General features: G+C 64.2%; 17 protein-coding genes. 4 read left to right on the forward strand and 13 right to left on the reverse strand.

Annotated elements, in window-relative coordinates:
• Positions 1 to 34: 34 nt before the first annotated feature.
• From KYK29_RS10840 to trmFO, 3 genes are all read left to right on the forward strand, one after another.
• A complete protein-coding gene (locus tag KYK29_RS10840; protein WP_254690923.1) occupies positions 35 to 178 on the forward strand; it encodes a DUF1127 domain-containing protein in 144 nt (47 codons plus the stop codon).
• Between the two features lie 336 nt (positions 179 to 514).
• Positions 515 to 658 carry a DUF1127 domain-containing protein gene (locus KYK29_RS10845; protein WP_254690924.1) on the forward strand — a complete coding sequence of 48 codons (144 nt, stop codon included), beginning with the start codon at positions 515 to 517 and terminating at the stop codon, positions 656 to 658.
• Between the two features lie 131 nt (positions 659 to 789).
• The gene (trmFO, locus tag KYK29_RS10850) at positions 790 to 2,199 is read left to right on the forward strand and encodes a methylenetetrahydrofolate--tRNA-(uracil(54)-C(5))-methyltransferase (FADH(2)-oxidizing) TrmFO (RefSeq protein WP_254690925.1); all 1,410 of its coding nucleotides are present in this window, start codon (positions 790 to 792) and stop codon (positions 2,197 to 2,199) included.
• Positions 2,200 to 2,215: 16 nt separating this feature from the next.
• Here the strand turns inward: trmFO and KYK29_RS10855 are convergent, their stop codons facing one another.
• The 5 genes from KYK29_RS10855 to yajC form a co-directional block, all read right to left on the reverse strand.
• The gene (locus KYK29_RS10855; RefSeq protein WP_254690926.1) at positions 2,216 to 2,638 is read right to left on the reverse strand and encodes a hypothetical protein; all 423 of its coding nucleotides are present in this window, start codon (positions 2,636 to 2,638) and stop codon (positions 2,216 to 2,218) included.
• Between the two features lie 229 nt (positions 2,639 to 2,867).
• Positions 2,868 to 3,725, reverse strand: coding sequence for a phytoene/squalene synthase family protein (locus tag KYK29_RS10860; RefSeq protein WP_254690927.1), 858 nt, complete (start codon positions 3,723 to 3,725; stop codon positions 2,868 to 2,870).
• 18 nt (positions 3,726 to 3,743) lie between these two features.
• Entirely contained in the window at positions 3,744 to 4,130 is a 387-nt protein-coding gene (locus KYK29_RS10865; RefSeq protein WP_254690928.1) for an Mth938-like domain-containing protein, read from the reverse strand.
• Positions 4,123 to 6,615 (reverse strand): protein translocase subunit SecD, encoded by a 2,493-nt coding sequence (gene secD / locus KYK29_RS10870; protein ID WP_254690929.1) that lies wholly within the window; start codon positions 6,613 to 6,615, stop codon positions 4,123 to 4,125. The genes KYK29_RS10865 and secD overlap by 8 nt, the downstream gene beginning before the upstream one ends.
• Before the next feature lie 94 nt (positions 6,616 to 6,709).
• Positions 6,710 to 7,042, reverse strand: a complete 333-nt coding sequence (gene yajC, locus KYK29_RS10875) for a preprotein translocase subunit YajC (RefSeq protein ID WP_254691269.1) — start codon at positions 7,040 to 7,042, stop codon at positions 6,710 to 6,712.
• A 176-nt stretch (positions 7,043 to 7,218) separates the two neighbouring features.
• Between yajC and KYK29_RS10880 the strand changes: the two genes are divergently transcribed.
• Positions 7,219 to 8,088, forward strand: coding sequence for an ATP-binding protein (locus KYK29_RS10880; protein ID WP_254690930.1), 870 nt, complete (start codon positions 7,219 to 7,221; stop codon positions 8,086 to 8,088).
• Positions 8,089 to 8,126: 38 nt separating this feature from the next.
• On the opposite strand, the gene KYK29_RS10885 is transcribed toward KYK29_RS10880, so the two are convergent.
• The 8 genes from KYK29_RS10885 to KYK29_RS10920 form a co-directional block, all read right to left on the reverse strand.
• Positions 8,127 to 9,674, reverse strand: a complete 1,548-nt coding sequence (locus tag KYK29_RS10885) for a peptidoglycan DD-metalloendopeptidase family protein (protein WP_254690931.1) — start codon at positions 9,672 to 9,674, stop codon at positions 8,127 to 8,129.
• A 149-nt stretch (positions 9,675 to 9,823) separates the two neighbouring features.
• Complete coding sequence (locus tag KYK29_RS10890) at positions 9,824 to 10,366, reverse strand: hypothetical protein (RefSeq protein ID WP_254690932.1); 543 nt, start codon at positions 10,364 to 10,366, stop codon at positions 9,824 to 9,826.
• A gap of 156 nt (positions 10,367 to 10,522) precedes the next feature.
• Complete coding sequence (locus KYK29_RS10895; RefSeq protein WP_254690933.1) at positions 10,523 to 11,176, reverse strand: protein-L-isoaspartate(D-aspartate) O-methyltransferase; 654 nt, start codon at positions 11,174 to 11,176, stop codon at positions 10,523 to 10,525.
• Positions 11,173 to 11,943: a 5'/3'-nucleotidase SurE gene (gene surE, locus KYK29_RS10900; RefSeq protein WP_254690934.1), complete on the reverse strand. Its 771-nt coding sequence runs from the start codon at positions 11,941 to 11,943 to the stop codon at positions 11,173 to 11,175. The genes KYK29_RS10895 and surE overlap by 4 nt, the downstream gene beginning before the upstream one ends.
• Positions 11,944 to 11,964: 21 nt before the next feature.
• Positions 11,965 to 13,248 carry a serine--tRNA ligase gene (gene serS, locus KYK29_RS10905; RefSeq protein WP_254690935.1) on the reverse strand — a complete coding sequence of 428 codons (1,284 nt, stop codon included), beginning with the start codon at positions 13,246 to 13,248 and terminating at the stop codon, positions 11,965 to 11,967.
• A gap of 62 nt (positions 13,249 to 13,310) precedes the next feature.
• Complete coding sequence (gene tatC / locus KYK29_RS10910; protein WP_254690936.1) at positions 13,311 to 14,147, reverse strand: twin-arginine translocase subunit TatC; 837 nt, start codon at positions 14,145 to 14,147, stop codon at positions 13,311 to 13,313.
• Complete coding sequence (gene tatB / locus KYK29_RS10915) at positions 14,144 to 14,827, reverse strand: Sec-independent protein translocase protein TatB (RefSeq protein ID WP_254690937.1); 684 nt, start codon at positions 14,825 to 14,827, stop codon at positions 14,144 to 14,146. The genes tatC and tatB overlap by 4 nt, the downstream gene beginning before the upstream one ends.
• Before the next feature lie 49 nt (positions 14,828 to 14,876).
• Entirely contained in the window at positions 14,877 to 15,068 is a 192-nt protein-coding gene (locus KYK29_RS10920) for a twin-arginine translocase TatA/TatE family subunit (RefSeq protein WP_254690938.1), read from the reverse strand.
• Between the last annotated feature and the right edge of the window lie 23 nt (positions 15,069 to 15,091).

The raw sequence follows: 15,091 nt of genomic DNA on the forward strand, positions 1-15,091 counted from the left end.
CCGGAACGGGAGCCGATCAGGAAAGGGTAGAACCATGAACATTGCACGTTCTTTCAACAACTGGCGCAAGTACCGTCAGACCGTCAACGAACTCGGCCGCATGACCGACCGTGAACTCAATGACCTCGGCATTGGCCGCAGCGACATTCCCTACGTCGCACGCAACGCCGTCAAGTAAGTATCCAGCCTCATCGAAGGCCTCCTCAAACGCCTGCCGGGTCCGCCCGGGAGGCGTTTCTTTTTTGTCGGATTATGCTGCATCGCACAATGCGACACGCGCCACTCGGCGGGATAGCGACAGTCTTTCGTCAAGATGGCGCAAACCGCTGAAATAATGCCGCTTTCCGGCCATCGGCAGGCACCCGCAGACGCTGCCTCTTTTTCGATCCTTCTTATGCACAAATGCATGGCAGATGTATTTATTTTGCACTGCATTTAAGCGCCTGTTTGAGGTAGATAGACATCAACGACCGGTGCGCCTGAAGACCGGTCCAACTTTCCGAGGAGACCTGTCATGAACCCCATTCGCATCGCCAAGAACTGGATCAGCTACCGCCGCACCCTGAACGAGCTCGGCAACCTGTCGAACCACGCTCTGTCGGACATCGGCCTGACCCGCCACGACATCCGCGACATCGCTTCCCGCTCCTTCCGCTAAGACCGCCGTCGAAATTCGACGCTGCGGCCCGAAGCGGAAATGCGCGAAGGATGCTTCAAACGGCACCCACCGGTGCCGTTTTTGATTCCGGGAGATGGAAAGTCCGACGCCATCGTGGTAACCACCCCGACATGACGAATACCCCTTCCCAAAAACCTGTCCATGTCATCGGCGGCGGGCTTGCCGGCTCGGAAGCCGCATGGCAGATCGCCCGCAGCGGACTTCCCGTGGTCCTTCACGAGATGCGCGGCGTGCGCGGCACGGATGCGCACAAGACGGACGGCCTTGCGGAACTCGTCTGTTCCAACTCCTTCCGCTCCGATGACGCCACCAGCAACGCCGTCGGCGTCCTGCATGCGGAGATGCGGCTTGCGGGCTCGCTCATCATGCAGGCGGCGGACGCCAACCAGGTTCCCGCCGGCGGCGCGCTCGCCGTCGACCGCGAAGGCTTTTCCGCCGCCGTCACCGCCGCGCTTGAAGCCCATCCGCTGATCAGCATCTCGCGCGAAGAGGTGACCGGCCTGCCGCCGGAAGACTGGGACCAGGCGATCATCGCCACCGGCCCGCTTACGGCGCCGTCGCTGGCGGCGGCGATCCAGGAGCGCACCGGCGCCGATTCGCTCGCGTTCTTCGACGCCATAGCGCCGATCATCCACACGCACAGCATCGACATGTCCGTCTGCTGGAATCAATCGCGCTACGACAAGGTCGGGCCGGGCGGAACGGGCAAGGACTATATCAACTGCCCGCTGGACGAAGCGCAGTACAATACCTTCATCGACGCACTGCTTGCCGGCGACACGACAGGCTTCAAGGAGTGGGAGGGCACGCCCTATTTCGATGGCTGCCTGCCGATCGAAGTCATGGCCCAACGCGGACGCGAGACGCTGCGCCACGGGCCGATGAAGCCGATGGGCCTCACCAACGCGCACAATCCCACGGTCAAGCCCTATGCGGTCGTGCAACTTCGCCAGGACAACGCCCTTGGCACGCTCTACAATATGGTCGGTTTCCAGACGAAGCTGAAATATGGAGCGCAGGCGGAAATCTTCCGGCTGATCCCCGGGCTTGAAGATGCCGAATTCGCCCGTCTCGGCGGTCTCCATCGCAACACCTATATCAACTCCCCGGCACTGCTCGATCGTACGCTCACCCTGAAGGGGCGACCGGGTCTTCGTTTCGCAGGGCAGATCACCGGTTGCGAAGGCTATGTGGAGAGCGCCGGCATCGGGCTTCTGGCGGGCCGTTTCGCCGTCGCGGAACGCCAGGGCGAGACGCCCGCGCTACCGCCGGAAACGACGGCTTTCGGAGCGCTGCTCGGCCATATCACCGGCGGCCATATCATTTCCGACGACGAGCCGGGCAAGCGCTCCTTCCAGCCGATGAATATCAATTTCGGTCTGTTTCCGCCGCTGGAAGCAGGTGTGATCACCAAGCCGGAAGGAATGAAGCGCTTCCGTGGAAAGGACAAGGCGCTCGCCAAGAAGCAGGCGACAGCCGCCCGCGCGCTTGCCGACTGCGCCCGCTGGCTCGGCCTCTGACGCAGGAAACGCAGGCTCAATCCGCAGGCCGCGCCATGAAGCTGCCGAGCAGCCACAGCGACACTTCCGCCGCATCCCCTGCCGTGCGGAACTCGAAGACGCCGCCTTCGAAACCCCGATTGGCGAAAGCGACCGACAGACGTCGCTCGTCGACCGCCTCGACATGAACCGTGCCGGGTTCGATCAGATGACAGGTGAAATGATGGCTGCCAGCACGCATGCAGCCGGCCTTTCCATCATGCAACCGCAGGAAAATAACGCGCCCGTCCGCCGTGGAAACGACGGCGCGGATCGCTTCACCCGGAAAAGCGCGGCCGAATTCAAGAATGGCGGCCCCGGTCTCCTCGCCGCCGTCGACGGCGCGGCGGCGGCTGCGCAAGCGGAGTTGCAGGACCACCACAGCGACGATCAGGCAAAGAGCAACGACGGTCCACAGCATGACACGACTTTCCTCAAGGGGCGAAACGGCCCGCGGCAGAAACGCCGCCTATTCTAGCATCTATCGATCGAGGCTTGCGCCAGTTTTACGACGCTGATTACAAAACCGTCATCCGCCGGAATATTCCAGATCGCGATGCGTTCGATCCGGATCGGTCTGAACGCCGCGAAATCGCGTCCAAGGAGACAAAGCGGGATGCGAGCGGAAAACCGCTTCGCGCTTCTCGTAATCAGAATCGCCCGCTGCGCGCCGCCCGCCACAGGCGCCACTGCCGACGCCACTGGGGCGATTGCAGCGACACATCGAGCGTATCCGCTCCGGCCTGTTCCGCCCGTTCGAAAATAGCGGATACGAGCGCAACCGGCAGGAAGGCGGGAAAATTACCGGGGGAAACGGTTCCCGCCGCCGCTTTCGCCTTTGCAAGATGGTCGCGGCCGAAGCCGACGAAAGCCTCGACGGCCCGCGCCGCGGCGGGGCGGTCGCTGCCGGAAAGCAGCGCTTCGCGCGACAGGCCGGTCGCCGACAGGAGATCGGCGGGCAGATAGACCTGTCCGCGCCGGCGATGCAGCGGCAGGAGCAGAAGCAGCCCCGCCACGGTCTGGGCAACGCCGGCATGGCCGGCCGCGACGGCGGAGGCCGCCGCCTTCGCCGGATCGAGCACGAGGCTTGCAAGCTGGATCAGCGCCGAGGCCGTCTCGCCGGCATAGCCCTCCAGCGCGGAGCGGCTTTCCATCGGATCGTCATAAAGATCGAAGATGCGGGCCTCGATCATATCGAGGAGCACCCCGACCGGAAGACGATTTTCCTCGATACAATCGACAAGGCCGGCGGCGAGCGGATTGGCCATGGCTTCCCCCCTGCCCTTGCCTTCCAGCATCTCGCGCCACCATTGCAGGCGGATTTCGCCGGGAAGCGGCTCGCGCGCGATCTCGCGCACCCGCGCGATCTCCGCATGGAAGGCATAGAGGGCGGCAAGCGCGCCGCGCCTGTCGGCGGGCGCAAGCAGGCAGGCGAGATAACGGTCGCGATCCGTGTCGCGCAATGTCGCAAGGCAATGCGCGTAATGGGTCTGTCTGTCATCGGTCACGGTGCAACCGTCTTTCCTTCAAACGGCCACGAGGGCGGCGGCGACCGCCCGGTTTTCCGCCAGCAGAACATTGAACGTCCGGACGGCCGCCCCCGTGCTCATGGGATCGGACCGGACGCCGCGCTGCTTCAGCGCGGCGCGGATTTCCGCCGACAGCGGCCGGATTTCCATCCCGGTTCCCACCAGCAGCACCTCGATCTGCTCCGCTTCGTCAAGCACACGCTGCAAGGCGGCAACCGTCAGGGGTTCATCCGCTGCGACAGCCCAGCCGTGAATGCCCGAGGGCAGACAGAGGATGGAGCCGCGATGCGACATGTCGGCGAAACGGAAGCCGCCATTGCCATAGGCGTCGATGGGCGCGCGACCCGGAAAATGCGCGTCCCGGATTTCTATACCCCTAGCCATGCGACACTGAAGCCTCCGTTGCGCCCTTGCCACCCTTGCCCGGGCGATAGGTCTCCGGCCGAAGCCGGAACAGGATGAGAATGGGACCGGCGATATAGATCGAGGAGAGCGTCCCGATCGCGACCCCGACGAGAAGCGTCAGCGCGAATGTCCGTACGGCCTCGCCGCCGAACGCCGCGAGTGCGGCAAGCGCCAGCAGCGTGGTGATCGACGTCAGCATGGTGCGCGACAGCGTCCTGTTGATCGCGTCGTCGATCAGGATGGGCAGCGGCATGCGGCGGAAAAGCCGCAGGTTCTCGCGGATGCGATCATAGACGACCATCGTATCATTGAGCGAATAGCCGGCGACCATGAGGATCGCCGCCACCGCGCCGATGTTGAACTCGATGCCGGCAAGCGCGAGGAAGCCAAGCATGAAGAAAACGTCATGGGCGAGTGAAATGATCGCCCCGATGGCGAAATGCCATTCGAAACGCACCCATATATAAGCGACCAGCGCCAGCAGGCCGACCCCCAGGCCGAGGGTGGCCGCCCGGATCAATTCGCCGGAGATGGCGGGGCCTACCACGTCCACGCGCCGCAGATCGTAGTCGTCCTCCAGTTCGCCGCGCGCCACCAGCACCGCGGTCTGTTCGGCGTTTTCGCCTTCGCCCTGCGCCGCGAGCCGCACGAGGGCGCGCGAGGCGGGGCCATGCCGCTCGACGCTCAGCACGTCCAGTCCCGTATCGGAAAGTGTCGCCGCGATGCCGTCGAGATCCGCCGTTCCCGCCTTGGCCTGCACCTCCAGCGCCGCGCCACCGGTGAAATCGATGCCGAGACCGAGTTTTCCCGAAACGAGCAGGCCGGCGACGGCAAGCGAGCAGACGGCCACCAGCAGGAAGACGAGGTTGCGCACCGCCATGAAGCGCAGGTTGAGACGGTCGAACAGGCCCGAGCGAACGCCTTTCGGCAGATGATCCGCACCCTTGCGGCGAAGCCAGGCGCGCACCATGGCCTGCGTCGGCCCGAAGGTCGTGAACAGCGTGGCGAGAAGGCCGACCCCGACCGCCTGCGCGAAAGCCTGCACCGGGGGGGCGGACAGGAAGAACAGGACGGCGACGGCGATCAGCATGGTCGCCCCGGCATCGAGCACCGTGGCCCGGGCGCGGCCGAATCCGCCGTCGAGCGCCTGCGCAAGCGAGCGTCCGCCCTTCAACTCCTCGCGAATCCGCTCGAAGATGAGCACGGCGGCATCGACCGCCACGCCGACCGACAGAACGATGCCGGCGATCATCGAAAGCGAGAGCGGCGCGCCGGCGAGCGTGAGCACCGCGAAGATGAGCACAAGGTTGAAGATCAACGAAAGCGAGGCGATCAACCCGAGTGCGCCGTAAAAGACGACCATGACCGCCACCACGGCAAGCACCGCGGCGACCACCGCCAGCACGACGGAGCCGACGGACGCCTTGCCGAGCACGGGCTCGATGGAGCGCTCCTCGATGATCGTCAGCGATGCGGGAAGCGCGCCGCTGGCAACGACGCGCGCCAGATTGGCCGCGCCCTCCGCGTCGAAGTCGCCGGTCAGCGTGCCGGTTCCATCCGCGTTGACGCCGCGCACGTCGGCGGTCGAGATCACCTGGTCGTCAAGCACGATGGCGATCGACCTGCCGGGATTGTCGCGGGTGAAGGTTTCCAGCCTTGCGGCCGCTTCCGGATTCAGGCGGAAATCGATGCCGGGTCCGCCACCGATCGCCGGCACGGCCGATGCGATATCGGCAACGGTGAAGAGCGCATCGCGAGCGAGAAGATAGCCGACGGGCGGCTCACCGGTCGAATAGAGGACCTCCGTCCCCTCCGGCGCGCCTTGTTCGATCGCCTTATTGGCCGGCATGCGCGTATCGACCAGATGAGCGGAGAGCTGCCCTCGCTGCGCGAGCAGGTCCTTGACCCGCTGCGGATCGGCAAGACCCGGCATCGAGATCGCGAGGCGGTCGCCAGACCGTCGCTCCACGGAGAGATCGGGGATCGCCAGCGTCTCGATCCGGCGGCGTACGGCGTCGAGGGAAAGGACGGCCGCCTCGTGCACCGCCGCATCGATCGCGCTTGCGGGCAGTGCGACGCGGAACTGGCCGGGCGCGCTTTGGCTCACCGTACCGATGCCGCCGGCCGCCAGCGTTTCCTGCGCGGCCGTCGTCTGGTCCGCCGCCGTCACCGTGACGCTCACCGCGCCGTCCGCACCGTAAAGGCCGGCGTAGGGAATGCCGGCAGCCCGCAGTGTCCTGCCGGTCTTCGCGACCGCCGCTTGCAGTTGGTCCGCCGCCACATCGGCGCGGGAGACTTCAAGGGTCAGGCGCGAACCGCCGACGAGATCGAGACCGGGCTGGAGCCGGCGGGAATGGAGTGCGCCTGCGAGATTTCCCGGCAGCAGCGAGGGCAGAAGAACAGCAAGGCCCGCCACGAGGACGAGCCAATAGAACGGAGTTTGCCAGCGGGCGGTTTTCTGCATCGCGGTCTCGACTAACCTGGCGCCGGCGCCGGTTGAAAACCTGACGGTTTCCGACCGGCCGCAGCCTGCGCCGCAGCCGGACGGGAGATCGGACTTATTCCTTGACGGGCTCGCCCTTGACGCGGACCTCGCTGACGCCGCTGCGCACAACGCGAACCTTCACGCCTTCCGCGATTTCCACTTCCAGTTCGCCATCATCGACGACCTTCGTCACGCGGCCCAGAAGACCGCCGGCCACGACCTGATCGCCGCGACGGATATTTTTCAGAAGTTCCTCGCGGCGCTTCATGGCCGCGCGCTGCGGGCGGATGATGAGGAAGTACATCACCACGAAAATCAGCAGGAACGGAAGAACCGACATGAGAATGTCGGCGCCGCCGGCCGCTCCGCCGGGTGCCGTCTGGGCGAAAGCCTCGGTTATGAACATCATATACTCCTGGAGATCGTTGATCGTCTGGCCGAGGCCGTTTCGGTTGCCGGAATATAGGCAAGCAGGGGCCGATTGCAACACACGCGTGCCGGAAAGCCGTGGTTTTCAAACGCTTTCCCCTTCCCCACGACCGCCCGGACATGCTACCCGGCGGGCAATACAGGAGGAAGACCTTGCAGGACGAACATATCACGCGGCTGCTGGCGGAGATCGCCCGGCTGAACGCCGCCGTCGAGCGCATCGCCGGCCCCGCCCCCGCCGTCAACGACTGGGATGCGGCCGACTGCTTCGTTTGGGCGCCGGCCAACCAGCATCTCCAGCCCGTCAAACGGCCGAACCGCATCGAGATCGCGCTGATTCAGGGCGTCGATCATGTTCGCGATATCCTTATCGACAACACGCTGCGTTTCGCGCGCGGCCTGCCGGCCAACAATGTGCTGCTCTGGGGCGCGCGCGGCATGGGCAAGTCCTCGCTCGTCAAGGCCGTGCATGCGCTCGCCGCCAAGGAAAGCGAAAGCGGCCTCAAGCTCGTCGAGGTGCACCGCGAGGATATCGCGACGCTGCCGACGCTGATGGAAATCCTCAAGGAGGCATCCTTTCCGGTCATCGTCTTCTGCGACGATCTCTCCTTCGACCATGACGACACGTCCTATAAGTCGCTCAAGGCGGCGCTCGACGGCGGCATCGAAGGCCGGCCCGACAACGTCGTTCTTTACGCCACGTCCAATCGCCGCCACCTGTTGCCGCGCGACATGATGGAGAACGAGCAGTCGACCGCCATAAATCCGTCGGAAGCGGTGGAGGAGAAGGTCTCGCTCTCCGACCGTTTCGGCCTCTGGCTCGGCTTCTACAAATGCAGCCAGCAGGAATATCTGGAGATGATCGAGGCCTATGCCCGGCACTTCGATCTCGGCATTCCGGTCGAACAGCTTCACGCCGAAGCGCTGGAATGGTCGACCACCCGCGGTTCGCGCTCCGGACGCGTCGCCTGGCAATTCATCCAGGATCTCGCCGGTCGTCTCGAAAAACCCCTGACAAAATGACAAAAGCCCCGGTTTTCCGGGGCTTTCGTCAGGTGCTCTTATTGCAGATAGGTCATCGGATTGACCGGCGTTGCGTTCTTGCGCACTTCGAAATGGAGCTTCGGGCGGGTCGCGTTTCCGCTCATGCCGGACGTGGCGACCGTCTGTCCCCGCTGGATCTTCTGGCCGCGCTGCACCGAAAGTTCCGAGGCATGGCCATAGACCGTCACGGTTCCGTCGTCATGGCGGACCAGCACCGCATTGCCGAGTTCCTTCAGGCTGCTGCCGGCGTAGATGACGACGCCGTTTTCCGCCGCCTTGACAGGCGTTCCCTCCGGAACGGCGATATCGATGCCGTCATTGCGGTTGCCGCCGACATTCGCGCCGTAGCCGGCGATGACCGCCCCGCGCACCGGCCAGCGGTATTTGCCGATGCCGCTGGATTCCGGAGCGTCTTCCGTGACGTCGGATTTTGCCGTCGCCTCGGAGATGGAGACGGTCTTGACCGGGGGCTGGTAGCTTTCCGGTTTCTTCGCCGCGGTATCCTTCGGCTTGCTGTCCGCCGGTACGGAGGCGGTAACCGTCTTGTCCGCCGCCGCGGCAGAAGCCGGAGCCGGAGCCGAGCCTCCTGCCGGGATCACCAGTTTCTGGCCGATTCGGATCGAAGCGGTTTCCATTCCATTCGCCTTCTTGAGCGCATCGATGGAAACGCCCGTCTTGCCGGCGATGCGGGTCAGCGAGTCGCCGGGCTGCACTTCGTAGAAAGTCCCGTCGCCCGGCTTGCCCTGTCCGGCCGTGGCAACATTGGAGGACGCATTGCCGCTGTCCGGCTTCTGTTTCTCGCGGTTCGATGCGCCCGGCAGGATCGCGACATTCTGCTCGCTCTTGCGCTCCGGCGCCGGCGGCTTGCCGTCGACCTTCAGCGTGCCGTCCGCGCTCGCCCTGGCGACGCTGTCCGTCGTGCTGAACGTGGGAATGACGATCCGCTGGCCGGGTTCGGCGTCGGCCGCCTTTTTCAGGCCGTTTGCCGCGAGAATTTCCTTTTCCGGCACGCCGTAGCGGTTGGAGAGCGTCTTGAGGCTCTCACCCTGCCGTAACATCACGACCGGCGCATTGTTCGTCGACCAGCCGGCCTTCGCCTTGCCGACGGTGCCTGTCGTGAGCGTATCGGCGTTGCCGGGCGTTTCGGCCCGGCGCTGCGGCATTGGCTGGGCTATCGCGACATCACGGCTCGCGGCCGCGCCCGGGGCGGCCAGATTGGAACGCTCCACCGACATGGGCGTGGTCGCAAACCGCGCGCCGGATCCGCCGTCGGTGGACGCATTGACCGGTTCGCGGCTGATGGTGTCCTGACCGTAGGAATAGGAGGGAGCCGTAGCAGCGTATTGCCCGTCATTACCGACATTCTGGCTCGGAACCGAGTCACCGCCGGAATAGGATCGCCGGGGAATGGAACCGGTGGTCATCGCATCCGATCCGGAGCGCGAGAAGAGCCCGTCGAACCGCGAGACGTCGGAACTGCATCCTGTCGCAGCACCGGCCAGCAAGGCCACCACGAGGAGACGGAGTCCTGTCCTACCATGACGCGGCGATACACTCTTACGCATGTCCAAACCCAACCGATACACCACTAAACATGGGACGATTAAAGCGCGTTAGAGTTACTGGCCGGTTAAAGTCGGCCTATCCGGCCGGATTTTTGAACAATTGATAACCATGATGCGTCTCGGCACGGATGCCAGACCGATGGCGCCCCTCAGAAACCGAGCGCATACATCGTCGTTGCGCGCGATATGCCGCCGGCAGGACGCGAAGGGGTTTCCCCGGCCGGGCCTGCCGGATGGAGGATCGCGGCGATGGGCGTGGCGTGGCGGTCGGTGGCCGTCGTCTGGCGGACGACAGCCTCGTCAAACGGGGTTTCCACGCGCCGTTCAGCCGGAAGTTCTGCCGGCGGCATGCCGTCATGGTAATCGAGATAGGCCCGGTAATAGGCGGTGCGATTGCCCTCGTCCAGGAAATGGCCGAAGGATTCGTATTCGAGCGTTGCAAGCGCTGCCGCATCGAAATCGCCGTGACGCGCCGTTCCGGGCCGACCGGTCTCGTTCTGCGAGGCGCTGAGCACGAGCAAGGCGTCCACCGACAGGAAGACGAGCGCAGAAGGATCGTAGCTTCCTCCCGAGAGTTGCGCGGACGAGCCGCTCTCGCCATCTTCCTCGACCGCCTTGCCAGCCGCTTTTGCCGCCAGGTTGCCAGGCGTGTCGCTGGTCGAGCCGCTCGCGATCCTGTTTGAGACGTGCATTATCCATCTCCGTCGAAACGGCCGGATCCAAGCCTTCTTGTCCGGCGTTCAGCGTGGAAAATAATCTTTTTCGACGATAGGGATCGAGGCTTGCGCGAAGCTTGCGCCAGTTAATGAAAAATTAACCTTTATGACCGTGAGGCGGAAGACGAAGGATCAGAGCGCCTGTGCGATATGTTCCACGATCGGCTGATAGGGAACGGAAAAAAGATCCTCGCGATCGAAGCGACTGCCGGTCTTCACCAGTTTCAGCATGCGGCATTCGGTGTCGCTCACCATGACGGGCGCAACCAGCATGCCGCCGGATACGAGCTGTTCGGCGAAAAAGCGCGGCAGGGCCGGAAAGGCGGCCGTCACGAAGATGCGGTCGAAGGTGCCCTCGCCCTGCAAGCCGTTGCTCCCGTCCGCCTGACGGACGATGACGTTGCGCACGCCCGCCTTCTCCAGCCCCTGCTGCGCACCGGCAACGAGGGTCCGGTAGCGGTCGACGCTCAACACCCGCTCCGTGAGCCGTCCCATGACAGCGGCCGTGAAACCGCTGCCGGTCCCGACCTCGAGCACGCGCTGGCCTGCCTTGAGATCGAGGATATGCAAAAGACGCACCGCCAGGTCGACGCCTTCCATGAAGGATCCGCAGTCGAGCGGCAGCGTCCGGCTCGAATAGGCTTCACTGGTGAATTGCAGCGGCGCGAACAGCGTGCGGGGCGTCTGCTCGACGGCCGTAAGAAGATCGAGGTTGTTGATACCCTCTCCGCGCAGCCGTAGCGCAAGCGCGGCAAATCCTTCTTTCTCGATCAGCCGTCCGTTCAATCGTCGACCTCGCTGCTCAAGGTCGCCTGCACCCGGTCCAACACGGCGTAATCGGTGAGATCGAGCTTCAGCGGCGTAATGGAGATACGGCGGTTCTTCAGCGCATGGATGTCGGTTCCGGCGCGAAAGTCGCCATTCCTCTCGCCGAAGCGCAGCCAATAGTAGGGATGGCCGCGGCCGTCCGCCCGCTTGTCGATGGACAGGCCGAAATCGAGCTTGCCCTGACTGGTGACATTGATCCCCCGCAGTTCGGAAGCCGCGCAGTTCGGGAAGTTGAGATTGAAGAAGGTGCCGTCCGGCAGATCGACCTCTATCAACTGGCGGATGAGGCGCGGAGCATAGCTTTCGGCCACCTCCCAGGGAACGAGACGGCCGGCGGCGTGCTCGCAGGCCTGGCTGAGCGCGATGGAGCGTATACCCTGGAGGGTTCCCTCGATCGCGCCGGCGATCGTGCCCGAATAGGTCACGTCGTCGGCCACATTGGCGCCGACGTTGACGCCGGAAAGCACGAGGTCCGGCTTCTTGTCGAGAACCTCGCGCACGCCCATGATGACGCAATCCGTCGGCGTTCCGCGCAACGCGAAATGGCGATCCGCAACCTTGCGCAAGCGCAGCGGCTCCGAGAGCGATAGCGAATGCGCAAGCCCGCTCTGATCCGTTTCCGGCGCGACGATCCAGACGTCGTCGGTCAGCGTGCGGGCGATCCGCTCCAGCACCGCGATTCCCTCGGCGTGAATGCCGTCGTCGTTGGTCAGAAGAATGCGCATTTCATCTCCGCCGGCGCCGCGTCAGACAGCCTTCTCGATCTTCTTCAGTCCGCCCATATAGGGCAGCAATGCGTCAGGGACGGTGATCGAACCGTCCGCCTCCAGATAATTCTCCATCACGGCGATCAGCGCGCGGCCGACAGCCGTTCCCGATCCGTTGAGCGTATGGACGAATCTCGGCGTCTTGTCGTCCTTGCCGCGATAGCGCGCATTCATGCGCCGCGCCTGGAAATCACCGCAGACCGAGCAGGACGAAATCTCGCGATAGGTGTCCTGTCCCGGCAGCCAGACCTCGATGTCGTAGGTCTTACGCGCGCCGAAGCCCATGTCGCCGGTGCATAGCGTCACCATGCGGTAATGCAGGCCGAGCCGCTTCAGCACTTCCTGCGCGCAGTCGGTCATGCGCTCCAGTTCGTCAACCGAGCTTTCCGCATCGGTGATCGAAACCAGTTCGCATTTCATGAACTGATGCTGGCGGAGCATGCCGCGCGTGTCGCGCCCGGCCGATCCCGCTTCCGAGCGGAAGCACGGCGTCAGCGCGGTGAAGCGCAGCGGCAGTTCCTCCTGATCGAGGATCTGCTCGCGCGCCAGATTGGTCAGCGAGACCTCCGCCGTCGGAATCAGCCAGCGGCCATCGGTCGTGCGGAACAGGTCCTCGGAAAATTTCGGAAGCTGGCCGGTGCCATACATGGCGTCGTCGCGCACGAGCAGCGGCACATGCGTTTCCGTATAGCCATGCTCCTGCGTGTGCAGATCGATCATGAACTGGCCGAGCGCCCGTTCGAGGCGCGCGAGCTGGCCCTTGAGAACCGTGAAGCGCGCGCCGGCGATCCGCGCCGCCGCTTCGGCGTCCATGAGACCAAGCGCTTCGCCGATCTCGTAGTGCTCGTGCGGTTTATGGCCCCAGCCTGGCTTTTCTCCCCACTTCAGTTTCTCGACATTGTCCGTCTCGTCCTTGCCGACCGGCACGTCGTCGAAGGGGATATTGGGAATGCGCGACAGGGCGTCGTTAAGCTCCGCCGTGACCTGGCGTTCCTCGTCCTCGGCCGCCGGCAGCAGGTTCTTGAGATCGGCGACCTCCGCCTTCAGTTTTCCGGCGAGATCGGCGTTGCCTCCGGCCATGGCCGCGCCGATCTCCTTGGAGGCGGCGTTGCGGCGCGATTGCATGTCCTGCGCCTTCTGGATGACGGTGCGGCGCTTCTCGTCGAGATCGATCAGAAAACGGGCGAGCGGGCTTGCGCCGCGCTTGGCGAGAGCGGCGTCGAGGGCATCGGCGTTGTCACGGATCCATTTGATATCAAGCATTTTCGTTCCAGGCGTCGTGTGAACCGGGGCCCACTTTCGCCCGGCAGCGCGGCAACACCGGGTCAGGCCTTGTCGGCCTCGCCCGGCGTCGCAGCGACCTCGTTTTCCGCGTCTTTCGCGGCCCGGTCGCGGGCCCGCTGCCGTTCGATGAATCGGGCCGTATAGATTGAAATCTCGTAGAGAAGGATAGCCGGCAGCGCAAGGCCGATCTGGGAAATCGGATCGGGCGGCGTCAGGACCGCCGCCACCACGAAGGCGATGACGATCGCATATTTGCGCTTGGAGATCAGCGCCTGCGTGTCGATGAAGCCGGCGCGCACGAGAAGCGACGAGATCACCGGAAGCTGGAACACCAGCCCGAAGGCGAAGATCAGCGACATGATCAGGCTGAGATATTCGGAAACCTTGGGCAGGAGCTGGATCGACACCTGCCCTTCGCCGCCGCCCTGCTCCATGGCGAGGAAGAACCACATCACCATGGGCGTGAAGAAGAAATAGACCAGTGCGGCGCCGATCAGGAACAGGATCGGCGAGGCCACCAGAAACGGCAGGAAGGCCGCGCGCTCGTTCTTGTAGAGGCCGGGGGCCACGAATTTATAGATCTGCTGGGCGATCACCGGAAAGGCGATGACCAGCGCGCCGAACATCGCCACCTTGATCTGCGTGAAGAAGAATTCCTGCGGCGCGGTGTAGATCAGTTCGATGTTGCGGTGGGAAAGCCCGGCCCAGCCGACCGCCCATTTAAACGGCAGCACCAGCAGGTTGAAAAGCTGCTTGGCGAAATAGAAGCAGACGAGGAAGGCCACGAAGAATGCGCCGACGGCCCAAAGCAGGCGTTGGCGCAGTTCGATCAGATGCTCGATCAGCGGCTGGGGCTTGTCTTGAATGTCGCCGCTCATGCCTCGTCCTTGTCCTTCCCGGCCTTGCCGCCACTCTTGGCGGATGAGGCCTTGCCGGGTTTCGTTGCCGCGCTCCCGGATGCGGAAGCCCGCCTCGTTCCGGTTGCGGCCTTGCCCGTCGAGACCTTGCCCGATGCCGCCTTCGTGCCGGCCTTCGCCGTCGATGCCGGTGCAGACCCTGCGGGTGCGGCGCGCTTGCGCGGCTTTGCCGCCACGGAAGGCTTCGTAGACGCCGTCTTGCCGGCCGGCCCCTTCTTCAGGGGTTCGGCGGCAACCGGCTCCGGGGAGACGGGCTTGCCGGCCGCAGCAGGTACGGCCCCTGCCTCTCCGGCGTCCTCCGGCGCAGGCTCGGCCGCCTTCGCAGGCGACGGAACGCTGCTCGTCGCCTTCTGGAGATCGGCCTTGATCTCGTCACCGACCTGACGAAGCGGATTCACCGCGTCGCGGATCGTGTTCATGGGGTTGAGCTTCTGGGCATCGGCGATCGTCTTGCGCACGTCGTCCAGATCGGCCTCGCGCAAGGCCTCATCGAATTGCTGCCGGAATTCGCCCGCCATGCTGCGCATCTTGCTGACCATGTGGCCGAAGGTCCGCAGCATCTGCGGCAGATCCTTCGGACCCACGACGATGATCAGCACGATGGCGATGACAAGTATCTCGGTCCAGCCGACATCAAGCATGAAGTTCAGTCCTTACCGGCCGCAAGGCCCGTCCGCCGTCCGAGACAGATCACTTGATCTCGTCTGCCTTGTGATCGACCGTCTTCGTCGTATCGGCAGGCTCGTCATCCGACATGCCCTTCTTGAAGCTCTTGATGCCCTTGGCGACATCGCCCATCAGTTCCGGAATCTTGCCGCGGCCAAACAGCAGCAGCACCACCACCAGAACGATCAGCCAATGCCAGATGCTGAAAGAACCCATTTTGCGACTCCCTTTCGACGCGT

Source organism: Shinella daejeonensis, assembly GCF_024281235.1.
GTDB classification, from domain to species: domain Bacteria; phylum Pseudomonadota; class Alphaproteobacteria; order Rhizobiales; family Rhizobiaceae; genus Shinella; species Shinella daejeonensis.

Bases quoted from the DNA above. Each gene is read 5' to 3' on its own strand.
- tatC (WP_254690936.1), bottom strand. From the start codon at position 14,147: ATGAGCGGCGACATTCAAGACAAGCCCCAGCCGCTGATCGAGCATCTG.
- KYK29_RS10885 (WP_254690931.1), bottom strand. From the start codon at position 9,674: ATGCGTAAGAGTGTATCGCCGCGTCATGGTAGGACAGGACTCCGTCTC.
- KYK29_RS10920 (WP_254690938.1), bottom strand. From the start codon at position 15,068: ATGGGTTCTTTCAGCATCTGGCATTGGCTGATCGTTCTGGTGGTGGTG.
- KYK29_RS10855 (WP_254690926.1), bottom strand. From the start codon at position 2,638: ATGCTGTGGACCGTCGTTGCTCTTTGCCTGATCGTCGCTGTGGTGGTC.
- yajC (WP_254691269.1), bottom strand. From the start codon at position 7,042: ATGTTCATAACCGAGGCTTTCGCCCAGACGGCACCCGGCGGAGCGGCC.
- KYK29_RS10865 (WP_254690928.1), bottom strand. From the start codon at position 4,130: ATGGCTAGGGGTATAGAAATCCGGGACGCGCATTTTCCGGGTCGCGCG.
- secD (WP_254690929.1), bottom strand. From the start codon at position 6,615: ATGCAGAAAACCGCCCGCTGGCAAACTCCGTTCTATTGGCTCGTCCTC.
- KYK29_RS10845 (WP_254690924.1), top strand. From the start codon at position 515: ATGAACCCCATTCGCATCGCCAAGAACTGGATCAGCTACCGCCGCACC.
- tatB (WP_254690937.1), bottom strand. From the start codon at position 14,827: ATGCTTGATGTCGGCTGGACCGAGATACTTGTCATCGCCATCGTGCTG.
- trmFO (WP_254690925.1), top strand. From the start codon at position 790: ATGACGAATACCCCTTCCCAAAAACCTGTCCATGTCATCGGCGGCGGG.
- surE (WP_254690934.1), bottom strand. From the start codon at position 11,943: ATGCGCATTCTTCTGACCAACGACGACGGCATTCACGCCGAGGGAATC.
- serS (WP_254690935.1), bottom strand. From the start codon at position 13,248: ATGCTTGATATCAAATGGATCCGTGACAACGCCGATGCCCTCGACGCC.
- KYK29_RS10890 (WP_254690932.1), bottom strand. From the start codon at position 10,366: ATGCACGTCTCAAACAGGATCGCGAGCGGCTCGACCAGCGACACGCCT.
- KYK29_RS10840 (WP_254690923.1), top strand. From the start codon at position 35: ATGAACATTGCACGTTCTTTCAACAACTGGCGCAAGTACCGTCAGACC.